Origin of the sequence: Bradyrhizobium sp. McL0616, assembly GCF_049993385.1 — a bacterium.
Taxonomy (GTDB): Bacteria; Pseudomonadota; Alphaproteobacteria; order Rhizobiales; family Xanthobacteraceae; genus Bradyrhizobium.
Genome location: NZ_CP188255.1, coordinates 693,179 through 711,572 on the forward strand (window position 1 = coordinate 693,179; position 18,394 = coordinate 711,572).

The 18,394-nt window shown below is 62.1% G+C and carries 24 protein-coding genes; 10 read left to right on the top strand and 14 right to left on the bottom strand.

The features are described 5' to 3' along the window. Position 1 precedes the first annotated feature (1 nt). Complete coding sequence (locus tag ACPPVR_RS03300) at positions 2–790, bottom strand: alpha/beta fold hydrolase (RefSeq protein WP_426612853.1); 789 nt, start codon at positions 788–790, stop codon at positions 2–4. Between the two features lie 252 nt (positions 791–1,042). On the opposite strand from ACPPVR_RS03300, the gene ACPPVR_RS03305 reads away from it, so the two are divergent. Both ACPPVR_RS03305 and ACPPVR_RS03310 read left to right on the top strand, forming a co-directional pair. Beyond that, positions 1,043–1,243: a hypothetical protein gene (locus ACPPVR_RS03305; RefSeq protein WP_426612854.1), complete on the top strand. Its 201-nt coding sequence runs from the start codon at positions 1,043–1,045 to the stop codon at positions 1,241–1,243. A 314-nt stretch (positions 1,244–1,557) separates the two neighbouring features. Next, a complete protein-coding gene (locus tag ACPPVR_RS03310) occupies positions 1,558–1,827 on the top strand; it encodes a hypothetical protein (protein ID WP_426612855.1) in 270 nt (89 codons plus the stop codon). Positions 1,828–1,913: 86 nt separating this feature from the next. On the opposite strand, the gene ACPPVR_RS03315 is transcribed toward ACPPVR_RS03310, so the two are convergent. Together ACPPVR_RS03315 and ACPPVR_RS03320 are read right to left on the bottom strand one after the other, a co-directional pair. Then, entirely contained in the window at positions 1,914–2,273 is a 360-nt protein-coding gene (locus tag ACPPVR_RS03315) for an alpha/beta fold hydrolase (RefSeq protein ID WP_426616319.1), read from the bottom strand. A gap of 52 nt (positions 2,274–2,325) precedes the next feature. Beyond that, positions 2,326–4,698 (bottom strand): PAS domain S-box protein, encoded by a 2,373-nt coding sequence (locus ACPPVR_RS03320; RefSeq protein WP_426612856.1) that lies wholly within the window; start codon positions 4,696–4,698, stop codon positions 2,326–2,328. A gap of 194 nt (positions 4,699–4,892) precedes the next feature. Between ACPPVR_RS03320 and ACPPVR_RS03325 the strand changes: the two genes are divergently transcribed. Next, positions 4,893–5,048 (top strand): hypothetical protein, encoded by a 156-nt coding sequence (locus tag ACPPVR_RS03325; RefSeq protein WP_426612857.1) that lies wholly within the window; start codon positions 4,893–4,895, stop codon positions 5,046–5,048. Between the two features lie 92 nt (positions 5,049–5,140). After that, positions 5,141–5,536, top strand: a complete 396-nt coding sequence (locus ACPPVR_RS03330; RefSeq protein ID WP_426616320.1) for a 2'-5' RNA ligase family protein — start codon at positions 5,141–5,143, stop codon at positions 5,534–5,536. A 111-nt stretch (positions 5,537–5,647) separates the two neighbouring features. Here ACPPVR_RS03330 and ACPPVR_RS03335 read toward each other — a convergent pair whose 3' ends face one another. The 4 genes from ACPPVR_RS03335 to ACPPVR_RS03350 all read right to left on the bottom strand — a co-directional run bounded on the left by ACPPVR_RS03335 (position 5,648) and on the right by ACPPVR_RS03350 (position 8,297). Next, positions 5,648–6,268 carry a general stress protein gene (locus tag ACPPVR_RS03335; protein ID WP_426612858.1) on the bottom strand — a complete coding sequence of 207 codons (621 nt, stop codon included), beginning with the start codon at positions 6,266–6,268 and terminating at the stop codon, positions 5,648–5,650. A gap of 37 nt (positions 6,269–6,305) precedes the next feature. Further along, positions 6,306–6,626, bottom strand: a complete 321-nt coding sequence (locus tag ACPPVR_RS03340; protein WP_426612859.1) for a hypothetical protein — start codon at positions 6,624–6,626, stop codon at positions 6,306–6,308. Positions 6,627–7,038: 412 nt separating this feature from the next. Then, positions 7,039–7,365 carry a hypothetical protein gene (locus tag ACPPVR_RS03345; protein WP_426612860.1) on the bottom strand — a complete coding sequence of 109 codons (327 nt, stop codon included), beginning with the start codon at positions 7,363–7,365 and terminating at the stop codon, positions 7,039–7,041. Further along, the gene (locus tag ACPPVR_RS03350; protein WP_426612861.1) at positions 7,362–8,297 is read right to left on the bottom strand and encodes a Ku protein; all 936 of its coding nucleotides are present in this window, start codon (positions 8,295–8,297) and stop codon (positions 7,362–7,364) included. The genes ACPPVR_RS03345 and ACPPVR_RS03350 overlap by 4 nt, the downstream gene beginning before the upstream one ends. 169 nt (positions 8,298–8,466) lie before the next feature. Between ACPPVR_RS03350 and ACPPVR_RS03355 the strand changes: the two genes are divergently transcribed. From ACPPVR_RS03355 to ACPPVR_RS03365, 3 genes are all read left to right on the top strand, one after another. Beyond that, positions 8,467–8,688: a hypothetical protein gene (locus ACPPVR_RS03355; RefSeq protein WP_426612862.1), complete on the top strand. Its 222-nt coding sequence runs from the start codon at positions 8,467–8,469 to the stop codon at positions 8,686–8,688. Next, the gene (locus ACPPVR_RS03360; protein WP_426612863.1) at positions 8,689–8,937 is read left to right on the top strand and encodes a hypothetical protein; all 249 of its coding nucleotides are present in this window, start codon (positions 8,689–8,691) and stop codon (positions 8,935–8,937) included. It begins immediately after the preceding gene. 279 nt (positions 8,938–9,216) lie between these two features. Then, positions 9,217–9,426 (top strand): hypothetical protein, encoded by a 210-nt coding sequence (locus tag ACPPVR_RS03365; RefSeq protein ID WP_426616321.1) that lies wholly within the window; start codon positions 9,217–9,219, stop codon positions 9,424–9,426. Between the two features lie 33 nt (positions 9,427–9,459). Here the strand turns inward: ACPPVR_RS03365 and ACPPVR_RS03370 are convergent, their stop codons facing one another. The 7 genes from ACPPVR_RS03370 to ACPPVR_RS03400 form a co-directional block, all read right to left on the bottom strand. After that, on the bottom strand, positions 9,460–10,002 hold the full coding sequence (locus ACPPVR_RS03370) for a DUF4863 family protein (protein WP_426612864.1): 543 nt from the start codon (positions 10,000–10,002) through the stop codon (positions 9,460–9,462). Between the two features lie 25 nt (positions 10,003–10,027). Then, complete coding sequence (locus ACPPVR_RS03375) at positions 10,028–10,639, bottom strand: nitroreductase (protein WP_426612865.1); 612 nt, start codon at positions 10,637–10,639, stop codon at positions 10,028–10,030. A gap of 159 nt (positions 10,640–10,798) precedes the next feature. Further along, the gene (locus ACPPVR_RS03380) at positions 10,799–11,440 is read right to left on the bottom strand and encodes an HD domain-containing protein (protein WP_426612866.1); all 642 of its coding nucleotides are present in this window, start codon (positions 11,438–11,440) and stop codon (positions 10,799–10,801) included. A 178-nt stretch (positions 11,441–11,618) separates the two neighbouring features. Then, entirely contained in the window at positions 11,619–12,593 is a 975-nt protein-coding gene (locus ACPPVR_RS03385; RefSeq protein WP_426612867.1) for a GlxA family transcriptional regulator, read from the bottom strand. Between the two features lie 94 nt (positions 12,594–12,687). Then, positions 12,688–13,191, bottom strand: a complete 504-nt coding sequence (locus tag ACPPVR_RS03390; RefSeq protein ID WP_426612868.1) for a cupin domain-containing protein — start codon at positions 13,189–13,191, stop codon at positions 12,688–12,690. 11 nt (positions 13,192–13,202) lie between these two features. Continuing rightward, entirely contained in the window at positions 13,203–13,847 is a 645-nt protein-coding gene (locus tag ACPPVR_RS03395; RefSeq protein WP_426612869.1) for an HD domain-containing protein, read from the bottom strand. 48 nt (positions 13,848–13,895) lie between these two features. Continuing rightward, entirely contained in the window at positions 13,896–14,885 is a 990-nt protein-coding gene (locus tag ACPPVR_RS03400; protein WP_426612870.1) for an NADP-dependent oxidoreductase, read from the bottom strand. Positions 14,886–15,387: 502 nt separating this feature from the next. Here ACPPVR_RS03400 and ACPPVR_RS03405 point away from each other — a divergent pair. The 3 genes from ACPPVR_RS03405 to ACPPVR_RS03415 all read left to right on the top strand — a co-directional run bounded on the left by ACPPVR_RS03405 (position 15,388) and on the right by ACPPVR_RS03415 (position 18,310). Beyond that, the gene (locus ACPPVR_RS03405) at positions 15,388–16,257 is read left to right on the top strand and encodes a 3'-5' exonuclease (RefSeq protein ID WP_426612871.1); all 870 of its coding nucleotides are present in this window, start codon (positions 15,388–15,390) and stop codon (positions 16,255–16,257) included. Positions 16,258–16,384: 127 nt separating this feature from the next. Then, positions 16,385–17,113 carry a hypothetical protein gene (locus ACPPVR_RS03410; RefSeq protein WP_426612872.1) on the top strand — a complete coding sequence of 243 codons (729 nt, stop codon included), beginning with the start codon at positions 16,385–16,387 and terminating at the stop codon, positions 17,111–17,113. A 330-nt stretch (positions 17,114–17,443) separates the two neighbouring features. Then, entirely contained in the window at positions 17,444–18,310 is an 867-nt protein-coding gene (locus ACPPVR_RS03415) for a hypothetical protein (protein WP_426612873.1), read from the top strand. The last annotated feature ends 84 nt before the right edge of the window (positions 18,311–18,394 follow it).

Consider the following 18,394-nt stretch of genomic DNA (forward strand, 5'->3'; position numbering starts at 1 on the left):
ATCAGACGAAGGTTTTCATCGCGGAGACGACCTCGTCCGGCGCGCTGAGGTTCGGACAATGGCCGGTCGCTTCCAAGACGATGAACTTGCTGTTCGGAATGGATCGAGCGACGAATTCTCCCGCGGCCAGCGGCGCGATGACGTCCTCGCTGCACTGGAGGATCAGCGTCGGAACGTCGATCTCCGGCAGGTCCTTGCGGTTGTCGGACGTGAACGTGACGCGGGCGAACGCCTTGGCGATTTCGGGGTCGGTCCGGCAGAAGCTGTTGGTCAATTCTTCGCCGAGTTCGGGACGATCCGGATTGCCCATGATCGCAGGCGCCATCTGGGCAGACCAGCCCATGTGGTTGGCCTCCAGAAACTGCAGGAGCTCCTCGATCTGGGTCTCTCCGAAACCGCCGACGTAGTCGCCATCGTCGATGTACCTCGCCGAGGGTCCGACCATCACCAACTTGCCGAACATGCCGGGCGCCTTCAGCGTAGCGAGCGCGCCGATCATCGCGCTGACTGAGTGACCGACGAAGACGGCGTTCTTCAGCCCGATCTCCCGCCCGATCTCAACGACGTCGTCGGCGTAGCCGCCGAGTGTGCAATACTTCGCCTTGTCGTAGGCGTTCAGATCGGATCCGCCGGCGCCGACCTGGTCGAACAGCACCGTTCGGAAGTCCTTTTCGAAGGCCGGCTCGACGAACCGCCACATGTTCTGGTCGCAGCCGAAACCGTGGGCGAACATCATGGCCCGGTCGCCTTCCCCTCCGAGACGAACGTTGTTCCGCTCGATCACGCCCATGAATTCCGCACTCCTACCGACCCCGAACAGTCTAGAGCATCGCGGTCGGTGAAGCGAGAAAAGCCTGAAACACCGGGGGCCGGCCGAACCGCCGGCACCGCGCCAGGACCCCTAAAGACCGCGAGGCAAGGGCAACTTTTTCAATGCCGTCGCAGCAGATCGTTGTAGCATTCGCCGTCATCGCCCCGGTGGAGGCTTCCATCGATGATGAGAACGCCGGTCGCGCTCCCGCCCAGTACGCAGCGGGGTCGCATGACGAAGCGGCATCGTTTCAAGCAGAAGATATCTCTGAAAGACCGGCTTGTCGCGTTCGCGAACGGTGTGCGGGAGAAAGCCTCGGCGCTGCCGCCGGGTCCCGGTCGCGACGAGATGCTGAGGAAGGCCCGCCAGGCGGAGACCGCATCCCACCTCGACGATTGGGCGAATTCGACCGAATTAAAGCCACCGCCGTGACTCCGCGCGGTCTGCTGAATCGAGGCAAGGGGCCCTGACCGTGACCTCCGCTGCCCTCGGGGCCACACGAAATCCTGCGTCAGAGTTCCGTTAGGCGAGGCACGTCGGCGGCGCGGATTTTAGATCGTTGGGGGATCGTTTGGGCCTCTTCCGCCGCTCCGCGTGCATGCGGCCGCCAGAACTAGCGTTTGCACGCTCATCACTGCGGAACAGGTGGACAACATTAGTCCTGCGGATTTCGAATCCCTGACCCATGCTAATTGCCCGGAACGGGAGGCCGGGCTGAAGGATTCGTCCCGGCAGGAGTGTTTTCTATGCTGAAAACCTTGGAAAGACGACCGGCGATCCGCACGCTGCGGGGCTGGGCGATCGGCGTGCTGCAGGAGGCGGGCGCCATCCACGAATGCGAGGAGCATGGCTGGGCGAAGGATCGGGCCGACCCGCATGCCCGGGAGATCGCCTTCGACATCGCGAAGCAGGGTCCGCCCTCCGGTCTGTCCGCGGACGACGCGATCGCAGAGATCAGGGACGTGCTGGATTCGATCGGCGACACCTGCCCGGAGTGCCCGCCTCAAGACCTTTGATATCGGCACATGGAAGCGACCTAATCGCGTTAAGCTGATAGTCTCTTGCGGCAGCAGATACCAGACAGTCCGTCCCTCTCGATCGGTTACGCTGCGGCGGTTGTCGCCGCGTCAGTAACTTCGCGTAGGGCAGACATGACGTCCTCCGTCGCGGTCTGCTGGATCATGTGACCGTTTCCAGCGAGCCGGTGAAAATTGCTGTGCGGTAGTTCGGAATGCAGCCGGGCGGACTGGGTCTCGATATCGACGAGTTTGTCCTGCTCGCCCGCGATGATCGCCACCGGCATCTTGAGTTCGCCGTAGTGCCCGCGCTCGATCAGCGCGTCCGGGACCATCAGCGTGGCTTCCGCTGCCGCTGCTCTCAGTTGAGACGGTCGGAGCGCCAATTCTCTCGGGAAACGACCGAATTTTTCGGGCACGCGTCGCGGTCCGTACATCTTCGCCATCGCGGAATAGGGCCGATCGAATCCCCGTCTTCTCACCTTGCCACGGCTACTTCTAGGACGATTTTTTCGCCTTCAAAACGCTCTCCAATCCTCGTCGCAGGGAGTCCGGGGTATACGGCTTCACGACAAGCTCTGCGCCTAGGAGCGCCGCCTCGGATCGGACGCCGCTGTCTCCGGTCGCCAGAACAAGGCTGAGATTTGGCCACCGTCCGCGCGCGTCCTTTGCCAATTGCAAGCCGGACACCCCGGGAAGGCCGACGTCCGTGAGAAGGATCGTCACCGCAACTTCGTCCAGAACCCTCAATGCCTCATGTGCGGTGCCGGCCTCTCGAACATGGCACCCGAGATCGCGCAGCATCTCTGTTGTCGTCAAGCGGATCAGTTCGTCGTCTTCGACGAGCAGCACAGTCGCCCCTTTCACCACGTCTTCGTCGGCTGGCGGAGCCGAGTTTGGAGCCGCGACGCGCGGTTGGGCGCGATTGGCCAGCACATGTCTGACCTTTCGGGCAAGCGCCTCCCGCGTGTAGGGCTTTGCCAGAAGTTCAACTCCAGGATCGAGCCGTCCGCCGTGCACGATGGCGTTCTGCGTGTAACCGGAGGTGAAAAGGACGGCCACATCGGGAAGCCGTTCCTTCGCTTTGCGCGCCAACTCCGGGCTGCGCAGCGTGCCTGGCATCATCACGTCGGTGAAGATCAGATCGATCGGAATGCCGCTATCGACGATGGCGAGCGCTGCGGCCGCGTCTCTCGCCTTGACGACGCGGTAGCCGAGCTCGGTAAGCATGGAGACCGCGACCTCACGTACCTCGTCATCATCCTCGACGACGAGCACGGTTTCCTCGCCGCCTTTGATTTCGCCGGTGGTGGCGCTAACGAGCTTGTCCTCGGCCGCCATCTCTCGCGGAAGGTAGAGCTTCACTGTCGTTCCGGCGCCGACCTCGCTGTAAATTTTGACGTGGCCGCCTGATTGTTTGAGGAAGCCGTAGACCATGGCAAGCCCCAAACCAGTCCCCTTGTCCTCCGCCTTGGTGGTGAAGAAGGGCTCATAGACCCGCTCCAAAATGTCTGGCGGGATGCCGGTGCCTGTGTCGGTGACCGCGATCATCACATACTGGCCGGCAGCCAGATCGTCGTGTTGGCGTACGTACTCGTCATCGAGAAAGGCGTTGCTGGTTTCGATCGTCAACCGGCCCTCGCCATTCATCGCATCTCGCGCGTTGATCGCGAGGTTGAGAATGGCATTCTCAAGTTGATCCGGATCGACGAGGCTGTTCCACAGCCCGCCGCCAACTACCGTTTCCACTTCGATCTCTCCGCCCAGCGCGCGACGCAGCAGATCGTCCATGCCTTTTATCATACGGCCGACGTTGACCACGCGAGGCTCCAACGGCTGCCGTCTCGCAAAGGCAAGCAATTGAGAGGCAAGTTTTGAGCCGCGGGCGACGCCAGCCAATGCGCTTTGGACCCGCGTCTCGGCCCGGGCATTGCCCGCGATGTCTTTGCTGAGCAGTTGCAGATTGCCGCTGACGACCTGCAACAGGTTGTTGAAGTCGTGGGCGATGCCGCCGGTGAGTTGCCCGATGGCCTCGAGCTTCTGAGAGCGGAGCATCGTCGCTTGCGCCGCCTGGAGAGCGGCTTCGGCTTCACGCCGCTCAGTGATATCCCGCGTGACCTTGGCGAATCCGATTAGCTTGCCGTCGTCGTCCCGGATCGCATCGATGACGACATGCGCCCAGAATGGTGTGCCGTCTTTTCGAACCCTTTGGCCTTCGTGTTCCCACCGGCCTTCCCGTGCCGCGGTCTCCAGGCCTGTTCGTGGAAGACCCGCGGCGCGATCCGCTTCCGTGTAGAAATTGGAAAAATGGCGACCGATGATTTCTTCCGGGGCGTACCCCTTGATGTGCTGCGCACCGGCGTTCCAACTCGCGACGTTGCCCTCAACATCCAACATGTAGATGGCGTAGTCGGTCACACCCTGCACAAGCAGCCGAAACTGCGCTTCGCTCTCGCGTAACTTGGCCTCGGCCGCTCTTCGTTCGGTCAGATCGCGGGTGATTTTGGCGAACCCCACAAGCTCTCCATCAGGAGAACGGATGGCGTCGATGACGACGTGAGCCCAGAACTGCGTGCCGTCCTTGCGTACGCGCCATCCCTCGCGTTCGAAACCACCGGTGCGCTCGGCCTCCTCCAAAGCCAACGCAGGGACTTTCTGCTCCCGTTCGGCGTCCGTGTAGAAGGTCGAAAAATGCCGGCCGATGATCTCTTCCGCTTCATAGCCTTTGAAGCGCCTGGCACCCGGATTCCAGCTGGTTACATGGCCCTCGCGATCGAGCATATAGATCGCATAGTCGGTGATCGCCTCGACAAGGAGACGGTATCGTCCCTCGCCGGACTGGGAGGCTTCGAACCGATCAGAAATCTCCATGCGAATCCTATCCCGGTCCCTGGGGGCGGGACGGTCTACGGTAAAACAATACTAAATCGATCAGGTTCCTTTTTTGCGCCGCTTCCCAACTCCACGTTCGCGTCCAGAGGTTGGTTCCATATTGAGAGCCAGTTCACACGCAGCCTATGCGATAGTCCGCTAGTACGGTGTCTTCTTACTTTGAGGAGATCGGCATGGAATGGGCGGCGAAAGCGCTGGCGCGAGCGACCGGCGCGGACGTGGACGCGGAAGAGTTCAAGGCGGTCGCCATCTTCTGCGGGGTCGGGCTGCTGCTGTCGTTGGCAGTAGCCATCGTCTTCGGTCCCGGCGTCTGGGCCGCTCTGCTCTGAACGAGATCTACATCCTGACTGCCGAGCTGGATCCCGACAGCTTCGCCTGGCTCGACGGCCTCCGACGGCTTCACTTTCCGTCGGACCGCAACCTGCTGCCGGCCCATCTCACGTTCTTCCACCAGCTGTCCTCGGCGCAGACAGCCCGCCTGAGCGGTCTGGCCGCGCCGGCGGGCCCCGTGCCCATCCTCTGCGACGGACTGCTCCAGCTGGGCTTCGGCGTCGCCGTTCGGGTCGCGTCCTCCGAACTCGCTCGGCTACGGGCCGCAGTACGGGACGTGATGGGCGGTGAGTTTTCCCATCAGGACAGCCAGACGTGGCAGCCCCACGTTACCATTCAGAACAAGGTGCCGGCGGACGCCGCGCAGCGCCTCCATCGAGAGTTGGCGAACAAGTTCGCGGTCCGCGCCGGCGCGGTGACAGGACTTCTCGTTTGGGAGTATCTGAATGGGCCTTGGAAGCAGGTGGACCGGCTTCCGTTCGCGTAGCACTGCGACCCGAAGGGGCCTGCGGCCGCCTACACCGCAACGAACGGGCGTCGCAAACAAACACGAAAAAGGACACGAAAAGGCGGCCCGCCGAGGCGGGCCGCCGAACAGTCATCGCAGGCCGGTGCCGTAGAGTTGGCGCTCTCGCCGCACCTCGTCGGCACCATACGGCTGCGCCGATGGGTCGTAGCTCTTCCATCCGGCCTTCTGCCAGGCGGCGCTGCGGTCGCGCAGATTGACCGCAGATTGATTCAAGATCGCTTCGTAGCGCGCACGGTCGGCGTCGGGTACGCGAGCCGAAACCATTGTGCCGCCTCGCCTTACGCCTTCGGCGTAGAGCGGAGCTTCCTCCTCGGAAACGCCGGCCTGCGTCAATGCTCCGACCACGCCGCCCGTCGCACCGCCAGCCACGGCGCCCAGTGCGGTCGACGCCAGCCATCCGGCGGCTACGACCGGGCCGAGGCCCGGGATCGCCAACAGGCCGAGACCTGCGAGCAGGCCCGCGGCACCGCCAATGCCGGCGCCCACGCCAGCGCCCGTCGCAGCACCCTCGGCACGATCGTCGACCCCGTCACGGTCGCGATCGACCTTCTTGTCGGTGCCGTACCAACTGTCGGAATTGTTGGCGACGATGCTCAGATCCGAATGCGGCACGCCGGCCGCCTCCAGACTCGACACCGCCCGCTGCGCGTCAGAGTAGTTATCGTACAAACGTGAAATCGTAACGGTCATTTTGAATCCTTCTCGTTGATCGCTGTTGCGCACGTGGTCACTTGGCGGCGTTCACGTTGCCCTGAAAGTCGAGGCTGACGGCGGTCGAGGTGCCGCCCTTGCTGGCCTTGGCACGCCAGACGCCGTTGTCGTCCTTCTTCAGCGAAGTGACGTTGCTGTAGCCCGCCTGCTCGATCTTCGACTTGGCCTGGCCCTCGGTGAAACTGTTGGCGCCCGAGACCGGCTCGTTGGAATTGTTCTGACCCGAACTGTTGACCGCGCCGTTGTTGGGCCGATCGGTTGCAGGCGGATTTTGTGCGAACGACGGAGCAGTCAGAAGCGAAGTGGCCGTCAGCAGCAGAAGAATTTTCTTGTTCATGTCGTCCTCCAGTGTGGCCCGTCACAACTTGCTGACAGCGCCGATGTTCCTCTTTTTCCCGATTCGGGTTGTGCGAAGGGCCATGGTGTGGACGGATGATGCCGCTTCCCGGAAGAAATTCCGCAACGCGCGGGGCGCCGTGCGGCCGCGCGGGACAGGACGCAATCGCCGAAGCGTCAGACGCCCATGATGCGAGAATTGAGCGCTTTTGCGAGATGCTGAGATCGGGATGAGAACCACGATTTTTTTGCGTGGGCCCCCTTGAAACTTTTTCCAAGATTCGCAATTTTTTCGTCGTCGCCATGATGGCGGCCGGGATGCCGTCAGGGTCCCGCCACTGAACGGGCGCCGCGATCGCGAGATCGTAGAATCCGAGCGAGGTCTGGTAGGTCTTCAGTTTTCGCGGCATGGCTCACCTGCGCGACCGCGAAAGGCGGGCGTACCATTCGGCATAGGGCGTGTTCTTCGCCATGTGTCTGTTGAGGTCCGGAGCGCCATCCTTCCACCAGACCAGACCGCGTTCGCCGAGGCCTCGTTTGGCGCGGTCTACTGCGCGATGCGCCGCGGCCTCGGCGTCCGCATCTGCTTCTGCCTTGGCGTCCCGGACCGCGCGTCTGGCCGCCATCAGCTGCTTCGTGAGCTTAGAGCGTTCTTCCTCGTTGATCGCCGGATCGGTCATGCGCCAGAGGCGGCCGCGGACGGCGAAGTAGCGTCCGTCCGGCGTCACCGGATACTTCAAGCCGACTTCCGCCGCGCCCCCGCGGCAGGCTTCTTCGCCGAGGCTTCCTTCGCCGGCTTCTTGCCGGCGATCGGCATCAGCATTTCCTTTTGCCCCGCGGCCGCCTTCTTGGCCTTCTTGGCCGGCTTCTTCGGAGCGGGAGCCGCCTCCGCGGACTTCTCCCCACCGACGCTACGCCGCAGCGCCTCCATCAGATCGACGACGTTCTCGCCCTTCGGCCGGTCCTTCGCCACGATCGGCTTGCCGGCGCGCTTCTGGTTGATCAGGTCGACGAGAGCCGTTTCGTACTGGTCCTCGAACTTTTCGGGCTCGAACGATCCCGCTTTCTGGTTCACGATGTGCCTGGCCAGGTCGAGCATGTCCTTCGTAACTTTGACATCCTGGATCTCGTCGAAGTATTCGGCGGGGTCCCGCACTTCGTAGGGGTAGCGCAGCAGCGTGCCCATCAGACCCTTGTCGAGCGGCTCGAGCGCGATGATGTGCTCGCGGTTAGTCAGCACGACGCGACCGATCGCGACCTTGTCCATGTCGCGGATCGTCTCCCGGATCACCGCGAAGGCGTCGTGCCCGACCTTGCCGTCCGGACGCAGATAATAGGGGCGGATGAGGTAGCGCGGATCGATGTCGGTCTTGTCGACAAACTCGTCGATCTCGATGGTCCGGGTGGATTCCAGGGCGACGTTCTCGAGCTCCTCCTTGGTCACCTCGATGAACGTGTCGGTGTCCACCTTGTAGCCCTTGACGATGTCCTCGTTGGGCACCTCATCGCCGGTGTCGGCGTCGACCTTGAGATATTTGATGCGATGGCCCGTAGCTCGGTTAAGCTGGTTGAACGAGACCTTCTCGCTCTCGGACGTGGCCGGATAGAGCGCCACCGGGCAGGTGACGAGGGACAGCCGAAGGAAACCCTTCCAGTTGGCGCGGGGAGCCATGAACGCGATACTCCAGGTACGGGGACTTTCGGACTCAAGACGAACGAGGACCGCCGGTTCCGACACCTCACCCGCCCATCCCCGAGATTCATCCGCATTGGCCGCTGCGCGAGCGGAATCTCATCTGCGCCCATCTTGACTCGCTCGAACGAAACGGGAACATAATTGGATGAGCGCGTCATCCGAGCAGGGCCAACAGGCCTTCGTCGATCTGGAGGTCGCCGCTGACCAGGCCGTCGCGGCCTGTGGCGGCGATGCGAGGGAGGCCGTGAAGGCGTTGATCGTGACCAACGACTTCCTCGAAACCCAGCTCGACGAGATCCGGACGAAGGTCTCGGCCGGCTACGCCCGGGGCGGCTTCCAGGGGCGCGGGGACAGAGAGGTGAACTAGATGACTGACGTGACCTATTACGTCGCTCTACCGTTCGTTTTCTCCGACGACGGCGTAGCCGCTGGCGAGGCGGCGGAATGCCTGAGCGCCAATGCCGCCGTGATGCGTGCGGAGGCGCTTTCCCGGAAGCCCGGCAACGCGGGCGCCGTCGCGTTTTCGCGGACCGGCGATCCGTCGAGCGGCGACTTCAGCGACGCCAAACTGATCCGGAAGTTCGGCGACATTCCGGACGATTTGAGCGCGCTGTGAAGCTGCACTGGGTCCGCAACGAGATCGCCCGGATGCGCGGACAAATCCGTGCTCAGGAGAGCGAGATTCGGATGCTTCAGCGGGCCGGCCTCGCGACGGCCTCGGCCGAGCTGCTACTCTCGAGCATGCGCGCGAAAATCGACGATCTCTGCCTGGAGCGGGACGCACTCCGGAGAGCGTCGACCACCTGACCACCGAAGCAAGGGCGTGTCCGTGCCTTGACTTCCCGGCCTCTCACGTTCTCAATTCCTGCAATCGGTGATGCTGCGGGGTTACGTCATGGAGCAGGAATTCTATCGGGGTCTCGCCGATCGGGTCCGGACCATCGCCGAGAAGGCCGACCCTTTCACCAGGCGACGCCTGCTCGATCTGACCAAACGGTACGACACCAAAGGAGGCTCGCGCCCCGCGCACTCGGTCGAGCGCCCGCTTCCGCTGCCGCGCACGACACCGCCCGCGACGATCTTCTCCGGACCTGGCGAGGCCTGACGGCGCAACAGCCTTCGTTTGCGCTGTTTGCACCTAGCCGGCGGGAGCCTTGAAATCGTACGAGATGCGTCCGGCCGGGAGATAGAACAGCGCGATCACTGCACCGCCCCTGACCTCCGGAAAGTGCCTGCTGCCTGGTTCGGGCGCCGTCCAGCCGGGTCCCTGCCAGCCCTGCAACCCCTTCAACTCCGCGCCCCTGTTCAACGGCACCACAAGGTTGATCTCGCCATAGGGATGACCGTGATACTGCCCGCGCAGCACGTCGTGGTCGTCCTCGTCCTTGAACTGGCGGGGAGCAGCGCTGTTCATGTAGACCGCCGTGAGGCTGAATTGGAAGGTTTCGGCAGTCGGCTCGACGATGCGGCTGCGGCGGTAGTTCGGGCCGTCCACCTCCTGGTTCGCCGCCCAGCCCTCCTCGACCCCGATCTTGATCAGACGAGAAAGATCCCGATAGAGCGCGCTGCTTTCGCCGTACGTCTCGTTGAGCCAGCGCTCCATATCGGCCCCGGGCGTCATATCCGTCACTTCGCGGAGAAAAGAAATGCTACGCTGGATCAGTTCTGCTCGACTCGCCATGGCGATCTCCTCCGTTGATTGTCACTTACGCTTCCATTCCCAAGAACGTCGCGAACTCATCCACATGCGCCCGCGGCATCAATCGATGTCCCTCGACTGCGGGCTTCCCGACCGAGATGCCGCACACCACCAACTGCTCCTCCGGAATCGAGAGCAGGGGGCGCAAGATCCGGTGATATTTCGAGAACGTCTCCTGCGGACACGACTGAAGTCCGCGTCCCGCTGCAGCGAGCATCACGTTCTGGACGAACATGCCGAGATCGAGCCAGCTTCCAGCTTCCAGCCGGCGGTCGATCGTCACGATCAGTCCCACGGGCGCTCCGAAGAACGCGTAATTCTTAGCGGTCTGCCTGCTTCTTGCCTCGGCATCGGCCTGGCGGATTCCCAGCGACCCGTAGAACAGCCGCCCGAATTCCTGTCGTCGTTTCAGGTATGGATCAGGTAACTCGCTTGCGTAATATTTGTATTCCGAAACGTGCTCGTCTCTGCATGTTTCATGCGCGTTTAGCAGCGCCGCCGAGACGTTGGCCTTGGCGGCACCACTCAGAACGTAGACATGCCAGGGCTGAATGTTCGCACCGCTTGGCGCGAGCGACGTTGAGTATCTGCTCGATCGTCCGTCGCGGGACCGGAGCATCGCAAAAGTCACGGCACGCGATCCGGCGGGTCATGATCGCGTCGATCGGGCTCTGCGCAGCGCCGCACGCCTCGCTCTGTCCGACTACGGCGTTTTCAGGTCCACACATCCTAGTCCCGCATGACGCTCATTGGATTTACTCCGGTCCAGCAACGAAGCTCAGTTCGGCCAGGCCGACCCGAGAATGATCGAACAGAAGTTCTGGCGGACATAGCTGATGTCCTTCAGCGCAAGAACATCAGCCTTCACGTTCCCGAACGTGGTCAGGGGCTTCTTGATGATGCCCTTGGCGAAGTGATCTATGATGTTCTCCTTGAAGTTCGTCTCGCGGGGATGGTGGACGCAGACATGGTCGCGCTGCTCACGCGTGAAATCGTGATAGGCGATCCCGAGCACATCCATTTCCACACCCGCGGTGACCAGCGCGATGGTGGGGCGCATATGCTCGGGAATACCGGGCGTGGTGTGGAGCGCGATCGCGGTCCAGACATCCTCGATTTCACGCTCCGGCAGGCCGTAGCTGTTCATGAAATCGCGCGCGGCATTGGCACCGTCCACCTCGAAGCGCAGGTCGGGGCTGGAATGCTTCTCAGTGAGGCCCATGTCGTGGAACATGGCGCCGAGGTAAAGCAGCTCTGGCTCGTACTTCAGGCCGTGGCGCTCGGCAGTGAGCGCGCCCCAAAGGAAGACGCGGCGACTGTGATTGTAGAGCAGGTCGTCTTCGGTATCGCGCACGAGTTGCGTGGCCGCGCGGGCGATGGCACTGTCAGGTAGGCGGATGCCGGCGATGATCTCGGACATGGAGCGCTCTCCTTGTTTGCGTAGCGGGCTGGTTGCTTGCCCCTATTTGCCAACCGGGCACGGCTCCGCACAAGGAAGGGCATCCCGCGGATCAGGACAGCCGCCCGTCTTTTCCTGACATGACGCTTCGCAGAGGAAGCAGGATCGCGAGCGTTGCCTTGCCGGGGAGCCACGCGGTCTATTCCGGTGTCGTCCGCCGGAAGCTCGCGCGATATTGGATGGGGCTGACGCCAAGACGGGCGGTGAACACGATCCTCATCCGATCCGCCGAGCCGAAGCCGCAGTCGAATGCAACCGCCTTCAGCGGCCGGTCGCTTCCCTCCAGCATCATGCGCGCCGCATCGATGCGGGCGCGCTCAATGAATTCGTGCGGCGTGATCCCGGTCGCCTGCACAAAATGCCGGGCAAGATTTCGGGCGCTCATCCCGACAACAGCGGCAAGGGACTCAAGCGAGTGGCGATCCCCGACGTTCGCCATCACATGGTCCTGAATACGGGCGATAGGCGATTCCGGATCGGCAGGCGCCGTGAGATAGGGGCTGAATTGAGACTGTCCGCCTTGGCGCTGGGCGACTACGACCAGCCGCTTGGCCACTTTGAGCGCCGTTTCCGCGCCGTGCCGCTGCCCGACCAGCGCCAACCCCAGATCTATTCCCGCGGTCACACCCGCCGCGGTGATCAGCCGCCCATCTCGGACATAGATCAAATCCGGTTCTACTTTTGCTCTGGGGAACCTGGTCGCCAGCGCCTGCGCATCCTGCCAATGGGTCGTGACACGTCGATCATCCAGCAGACCGGCATAGCCAAGGACAAAAGCCCCGGTGCAGATCGATCCATAGAGGCTCGACCGCCACGGCAGCTCCTTGACCCACTGAAGCAAGTGCGGGTCGGGCTCCGTTTCAGGTGGGGTGGGCGTGCCGGCCACCAGAACTATGTCGAAACCACCCGTCGCCTCCTCAAGCGTTAGATCGGCAATAAGCCGTACGCCGTTCGAGGCGCGCAGCGGATCGTGGTGAGCAGCAACGAGTACGGGTTCATAGCGGTCGGCACTGTCGAGAAATGTGTTCGCCTCGCTGAACACGTCCATCGGCCCGGCCACGTCCAAGGCCTGGAACCCCTCGTAGACGACGATCGCGACAGCTTGTACCGGCACCTTTGCCGCCTTTCCAGTCAGGCGCCTTATTATGCATGTCGTTCACACAGTGCAAAGGCCAGGCGGTGACTGGACAGGCGAGCCTATCGCGCCATCATCTCGGTGCTGCGTCCTTGTCGGGGATCGTCAATGCCTCGTCTTTGGAATCGACCACGAAGACCGCGAGCAAGCTGGCGGGCTCCGTGTCGCTCGCGTTCTCGCTCACCCTGTGATGTGAGCCTGGCGTTTCGTAAAAGCCCTCGCCTGCGCGAAAGACCTGCGCAGGGTCATCGCCGACTTGGCTTCGGATGGCCCCCGACAGCACATAGGCGTAGATGAAGGCCGACGCTGCGTGGCGGTGAGGCAGCGATTTGCTCCCGGGCGGATAACTCACCAGGACAGCAGCCATTCTCTTTCCTTCAACGTTGGGCAGTGCGTGCTCGAAGACGAGTTTGACTTGCTCCCGATCCTGAGCGATCGCGGGCGAAGCTCCCGCAATGGCTACTGCTACGACCGCCGAGAACGTCGTTCGTAGCAGTTCTATTCCCTGTCTGGGCGTGATTGCTGAAGGGCGTAACAGCGCAGCTATCCGATTGGCGAATGCACTGATCGACATCATGACCTCCTCTTCTAGTGAGACCAGGGCGAACCCGCGATCAAGTCGCAGGCATTGGGGCTCTTGAACCCCGGCATGAAGCGTTCGCAGACCGCGGCGTTGACGGTGCCGTACGTGGTCGCCGGCTTGTGCGCAAAGCCGGCAAAATACTCCCGAACGAAGCCTTCCTTGAAATTCGTGCGGGGATATTTGGCGACGATCTCCTCGCGAAGCTCCGCGGGAAACTGATCGAACCCTACCCCGACGACATCGAGCAGAACACCTGAATTGAGGAGCGCGACCTCGGGATCCATGTACTTCGGAATGCCGGGGGTCGTGTGCAGCGCGATCGCCTCCCAGACCCTCTGCACCTGGTCTTCGGCAATGTTGTAGGCGCTCAGAAACTGTCGGGCGGCGTTCGCGCCATCGACCTCGAAGCGTTCGTCCGGGCTGGAGAAATTCTTGACGAGACCAAGATCGTGGAACGCGGCGGCCACGTACAGAAGTTCAGAGTCAAAACGCAGCTTCCTCTGACGGCCCTGCTCCACCGCGAACAGGAAGACCCGGATCGAGTGATTGAAGAGCAGATCTGTGGAATGCTCGCGCAGTACGTCTGTCGCCTCCTTCGCCAGCAAGGAATCGGGAATGACGAGGGCCTGGGCGGGAGTTCGGGGTGTCATTTTTTATCCTTTCAACGAAAATCGATGGGCTTGGCTGCGCGAGATCGGTCAGCCCGCTCCGACCGCGAGCACGATCTTTCCTTTTGGCCGGGGCCGCGCGCCCTCCAGCATCAAGTGAGCCTCACGCGCATCCGCGAGAGGCAAGACCACGCCGACGTTTGTTCGCAGTTCTCCAGCATCGACAAGGCGAGCGATTTCCGTCAGATACCGGCTCGTGACGTCGACCAAAAAGAAGGTGGCTTCCACACCGTGGTGTTTTGCGAGATCCTGATCCGGGCGGGACACTGCCGAGATCAGCTTGCCGCCTCGACGAAGGACCTGGAACGAGCGGCTTTGCGTTTCGCCGCCGACGAGATCGATGACGGCGTCCGCATCCCGCACTTCCTTCTCAAAGCGCTGACTCCGGTAGTCGATCACCGTGTTGGCACCAAGGTTGCGCACGAAGGAAGCATCGGCCGTCGATACCGTTGCGATGATCTGCACACCCGCATGACGGGCCAATTGGACCGCGTAGGATCCCACGTTGCCAGCCGCCCCGTGAATGACCACGGTTTGGCCCGCTCTGAGTTGCGCGTGGTCGAACAGCGCCTGCCATGCGGTGACGGCAATGACGGGAACGGAGGCGGCTTCGGCGTGACTTAGCGAGTTCGGCTTGCCTGAGACCATCTCCGCGGAAGCCAACGCGTACTCGGCGTAGCTCCCGACGAACCGCGGATTCGTCACACCGTAGACCTGCTCTCCCGCACGTCCTTGCGAGACTCCGGGCCCAACGGCGACGATTTCACCTGAAAGGTCCGAGCCCAGAGTGAGCGGGAGCGGCTGCGGCAATGCGCTCTTTCCGGCTCTGATCCAGCCGTCCCATGGGCCTACTCCGGCAGCCGCAACTTTGACCAGGACCTCGCCGGGCCCGGGCTCCGGACGGGAGAGGGCCTCGAACTGCATGACCTGCGGCGGCCCAAACTCATGTACGCGCCACGCCATCATGGTCGATCCGGTCCGCGCTTCCGTAACTTGAGTAACCATACTGCTGGAGGCCATCTCACGCTCCTTGCGCTCAGTTCGTCGCGAGTAGCGCCGACCACTCTCGGGAGCCTCGCTGCGGTTTTCCCTGTCGTCTCCTCGGCCCGGCCGGGATTGCCCGTATGTCGCCATGGAGCCCTGCTTTGGACAACGAACAAGATCCTACGGATCAGGACAGCCGACCGTCCTTTTCTGACAAACGGCCGCCGGAGAGTTCGCCGCAAGAGGTTTCAGACACGCTGGGCTCCGAGATCGCTGGAGAGTCGGCCGATGTGGAGGACCGATCAGGGCACGCCAGGCGAGCAATACCGGGTGGCGAGACAACTCGGACCTCCGCAGGAGCGCGCCTCCAGGAACTCACCCCGCAACAGTTTGGAATTGCACGACACTCCCGAAAAGGCCGTGAATTGCCTGTCTTTCGGATACCTCCCGGCCGGCGCCCCCGGTATCGTGGGCTTCCGGTTAATCGGTAGGGACAACACGAGAAGAGATGTTTCAAAACTCATCGGATATGGCAGCGATGGCCGAGGCCTTGAGCCGGTCGGCCGACTACCGGGTGCTGCGGCGCCTGGCCCCGCGTCCAACGTACATACCGGCAGCCATGGGCCATGACGTCAGGACCGGCATTCTGCTCGACACCGAGACGACCGGCCTCGACCACGCCAAGGACGAGATCATCGAGCTCGGAATGGTCAAGTTCGACTACACTGCGGACGGGCGGATCGTCGGCGTCCGCGACACGTTTTCCGCCTTCAACGAGCCCTCCGTCCCGATCCCGCCCGAGGTGACGGCACTGACCGGCATCACCGACGAAATGGTTGTTGGTCACAGATTCGACGATGCGGCCGTCGCGGCCTTCGCCGAAACCGCAGTTTTCACGGTCGCGCATAACAGCGCTTTCGACAGGAAGTTTGCAGAACGTTACTGGCCCGTGTTCGAGCACAAGGCCTGGGGCTGCAGCATGAGCGAGATCGACTGGCGCAAACACGGGTTCGCCGGCGCACAACTCGGCTATCTCCTGAATGGCGCGGGCTACTTCCACCAGGGGCACCGTGCCGTCGACGACTGCCACGCGTTGCTGGAGGTACTCGCGTTCGAATTGCCGACGATCGGCTCGTCGGCGCTCGCCCTCCTGCTGGAGACCGCCCGCAAACCGACGATGCGGGTATGGGCGGAGCACGCCGCATTCGAGCTCAAGGATTCCTTGAAACGCAGGGGCTACCGCTGGAACGACGGTAGCGACGGGCGACCGAAGTCCTGGTTCGTAGACGTCGACGAGACCGCTCTCGACGACGAGATCGCGTTCCTGCGGACCCAGATCTACATGGAGGAGGTCGAGCCGAGCGTGCAGCGGCTGACGGCCTTCACCCGGTTCTCTAATCGCGTTTGAGGCCGGCCGAAGCCCTGTGGCGGACATCGCGGGGTGACCCGGTCGTCGAATCCTTGGCGTGCAGGCTCTGGTCGACCACCATCCTCAGTTGCTAGGATGTCGAGCGCACGAACCGGAGGGGCCGCGCATGAACTCCGACCGCCAGTATGCCGTGGCCTCGCTTCTCTTCGACTACGTGAAGAGCCCGTCGCTACGGCATTTGCGCGATCCTCATAGCGTGCACAAACTTGCGCGGGACATCGTGAACGCGGTCGATCGCGCCGGCTCGGTGTGGGGCAAGTGGGAAGCCGAACGGGAGGAGATGGCGCAGGCTGCTGCTCCTTGCTGGATACCAACGGAAGACCTGCTCGCCTCTCTCAATCGTCTCCCCGGTCCGCAACTCACCAAGACAGACGTGGAGCAGCGTCTACGCGCGATCTGGGAGGAGCCCCACGCGAGCTATCCCAACGAAGATCTCAGGGATGGTTGCCTGGCGCTGTATGTCGCCGAAAAGGCGCAGGGCACGGAGATGCGCGCAATCATCGGAATGCTTCAGGAGCATCTGGAGCGGGAGGACGGGCGGCTACGGCGAGAGCAGGAGGAGCGATACCGCAAGCTGAAGGAAGACGAGCGGGCAAAGCTCGAACAGCGCTTCCTCTCCGGAGCTGATTGTGGTTGGACCCCGATCGATGGTTCCGCCGCCTTCTATTGCCGCCGCAATGGCCGGACTTTCCGTATCGTGCAGGGCAAGGATAAGCGCTGGACCCTCTATCGAGTAGAGACGATCGACGACAAAGGCGAATTGCTCGGCCTCTATCAAGGCCGTGGCGACGCCAATAAGGCGCTGAGTACGATCGCCTACGCCAACGAGCGGTAAGCGCCGGACGGTGCGAACCGTCGAAAGTTGGCTTACAGGGGCATTCGCGTGAGATGCCTTCACATAGCGCCCGCCTCGGACGGCTTATCGCATCTTCATCGAAACTCTCCGTGGTCAAATTCTTCGCAGCGAGGAAGCTGGCATGCCTGAACGTAAATTCGCGCAGGTTGTCGTCGAACGGCATTGCTACGTCCGATTATTTCGTCATAATGTCGGTGGGGACCGGTAGCCGTCATATTGCGGTAGCACGCCGGAAGGTTCAATTTATGGCGACAGTTTAGCGTTGCCTTACATCGTTATTCGAGGGGCGCTGTTATGCCGAGACGCGTTGTGCTGCGTTCGGATAATCCTGCAAAATTCCATTCGCAACTCAGGTCGCATCTAGCGGTCGTAGTCTGTTTCGGGCTGCTCGCCGGCTCGTGCGGACTGAACGTTCCCGAAAAGAGCCTGGCCATCGACGATACGCCGCGCGGCAAAGAATCGGGATTTGGAAACTACGAAAACAACATCGTTGTTCACGTGTATTGCGAGATAGGAAAAGCACTCCTCAAGGCAGATCAAGATTTCGGACTGCCGTGGCTCAGGGAGTGGGGTACGGCCGTCACTCTGACGATTACGGCGCAGGAGCAAAGCAGCTTGAATCCCGGGGTGTCGTTCATCAACCCCCTTCCTAATGCTCAATCCTTTACGGTGTCCCTGGGAGCGTCAGGTTCAGCCAGTGCATCGCGGACAGAGACGATTCAGTTCACTTACGTAAATCGCATCCTCTTGCAACAAGCTGCAGCCACACAACCGTGCGATGCGCACCAGAAAGGCGTCATGATCGATGGTGACCTGAAGATTGTCCAGTTCATCCATGACAAGGCAGAGGTCGCATTCGGCGGAAATGCAGCCACGGCTCCAGCCAGTTGGCCGCTCTACAATACTTTTACCGAGGACATAAATTTCGTCGCAACATATAGCGGGAATGCAACACCGGCCTGGAAGCTGGTTCACCTAAGCGCCAATGCGACGTCCAATCTCGTCAGCGCGCAACGCAGCTACACCAACGAGTTGATCATCACCCTCGGTCCAATCAGCAAGTATCCATCGAAGACGGAAGCTGCCCAGCTCGGGGCTGCGGCGGCTTCGCAACATAACGCGCGGGTTCAGGCGGGCGCAATTGCGACCGCGACAAAGGGCTCCGGGCCCCCATGACCTACCAGGGAGAGTGACGACGATGCACTTCCGAAGGTTGATTGCCGTTCTTCTTGTTGGGTTGACGGGCCTCACGATCGTTCC

Coding starts and splice junctions, on each gene's coding strand:
- ACPPVR_RS03300 (WP_426612853.1), bottom strand. CDS start 790: ATGGGCGTGATCGAGCGGAACAACGTTCGTCTCGGAGGGGAAGGCGAC.
- ACPPVR_RS03305 (WP_426612854.1), top strand. CDS start 1,043: ATGACGAAGCGGCATCGTTTCAAGCAGAAGATATCTCTGAAAGACCGG.
- ACPPVR_RS03310 (WP_426612855.1), top strand. CDS start 1,558: ATGCTGAAAACCTTGGAAAGACGACCGGCGATCCGCACGCTGCGGGGC.
- ACPPVR_RS03315 (WP_426616319.1), bottom strand. CDS start 2,273: ATGGCGAAGATGTACGGACCGCGACGCGTGCCCGAAAAATTCGGTCGT.
- ACPPVR_RS03320 (WP_426612856.1), bottom strand. CDS start 4,698: ATGGAGATTTCTGATCGGTTCGAAGCCTCCCAGTCCGGCGAGGGACGA.
- ACPPVR_RS03325 (WP_426612857.1), top strand. CDS start 4,893: ATGGAATGGGCGGCGAAAGCGCTGGCGCGAGCGACCGGCGCGGACGTG.
- ACPPVR_RS03335 (WP_426612858.1), bottom strand. CDS start 6,268: ATGACCGTTACGATTTCACGTTTGTACGATAACTACTCTGACGCGCAG.
- ACPPVR_RS03340 (WP_426612859.1), bottom strand. CDS start 6,626: ATGAACAAGAAAATTCTTCTGCTGCTGACGGCCACTTCGCTTCTGACT.
- ACPPVR_RS03350 (WP_426612861.1), bottom strand. CDS start 8,297: ATGGCTCCCCGCGCCAACTGGAAGGGTTTCCTTCGGCTGTCCCTCGTC.
- ACPPVR_RS03355 (WP_426612862.1), top strand. CDS start 8,467: ATGAGCGCGTCATCCGAGCAGGGCCAACAGGCCTTCGTCGATCTGGAG.
- ACPPVR_RS03360 (WP_426612863.1), top strand. CDS start 8,689: ATGACTGACGTGACCTATTACGTCGCTCTACCGTTCGTTTTCTCCGAC.
- ACPPVR_RS03365 (WP_426616321.1), top strand. CDS start 9,217: ATGGAGCAGGAATTCTATCGGGGTCTCGCCGATCGGGTCCGGACCATC.
- ACPPVR_RS03370 (WP_426612864.1), bottom strand. CDS start 10,002: ATGGCGAGTCGAGCAGAACTGATCCAGCGTAGCATTTCTTTTCTCCGC.
- ACPPVR_RS03375 (WP_426612865.1), bottom strand. CDS start 10,639: ATGCTCCGGTCCCGCGACGGACGATCGAGCAGATACTCAACGTCGCTC.
- ACPPVR_RS03380 (WP_426612866.1), bottom strand. CDS start 11,440: ATGTCCGAGATCATCGCCGGCATCCGCCTACCTGACAGTGCCATCGCC.
- ACPPVR_RS03390 (WP_426612868.1), bottom strand. CDS start 13,191: ATGATGTCGATCAGTGCATTCGCCAATCGGATAGCTGCGCTGTTACGC.
- ACPPVR_RS03395 (WP_426612869.1), bottom strand. CDS start 13,847: ATGACACCCCGAACTCCCGCCCAGGCCCTCGTCATTCCCGATTCCTTG.
- ACPPVR_RS03400 (WP_426612870.1), bottom strand. CDS start 14,885: ATGGCCTCCAGCAGTATGGTTACTCAAGTTACGGAAGCGCGGACCGGA.
- ACPPVR_RS03405 (WP_426612871.1), top strand. CDS start 15,388: ATGGCCGAGGCCTTGAGCCGGTCGGCCGACTACCGGGTGCTGCGGCGC.
- ACPPVR_RS03410 (WP_426612872.1), top strand. CDS start 16,385: ATGAACTCCGACCGCCAGTATGCCGTGGCCTCGCTTCTCTTCGACTAC.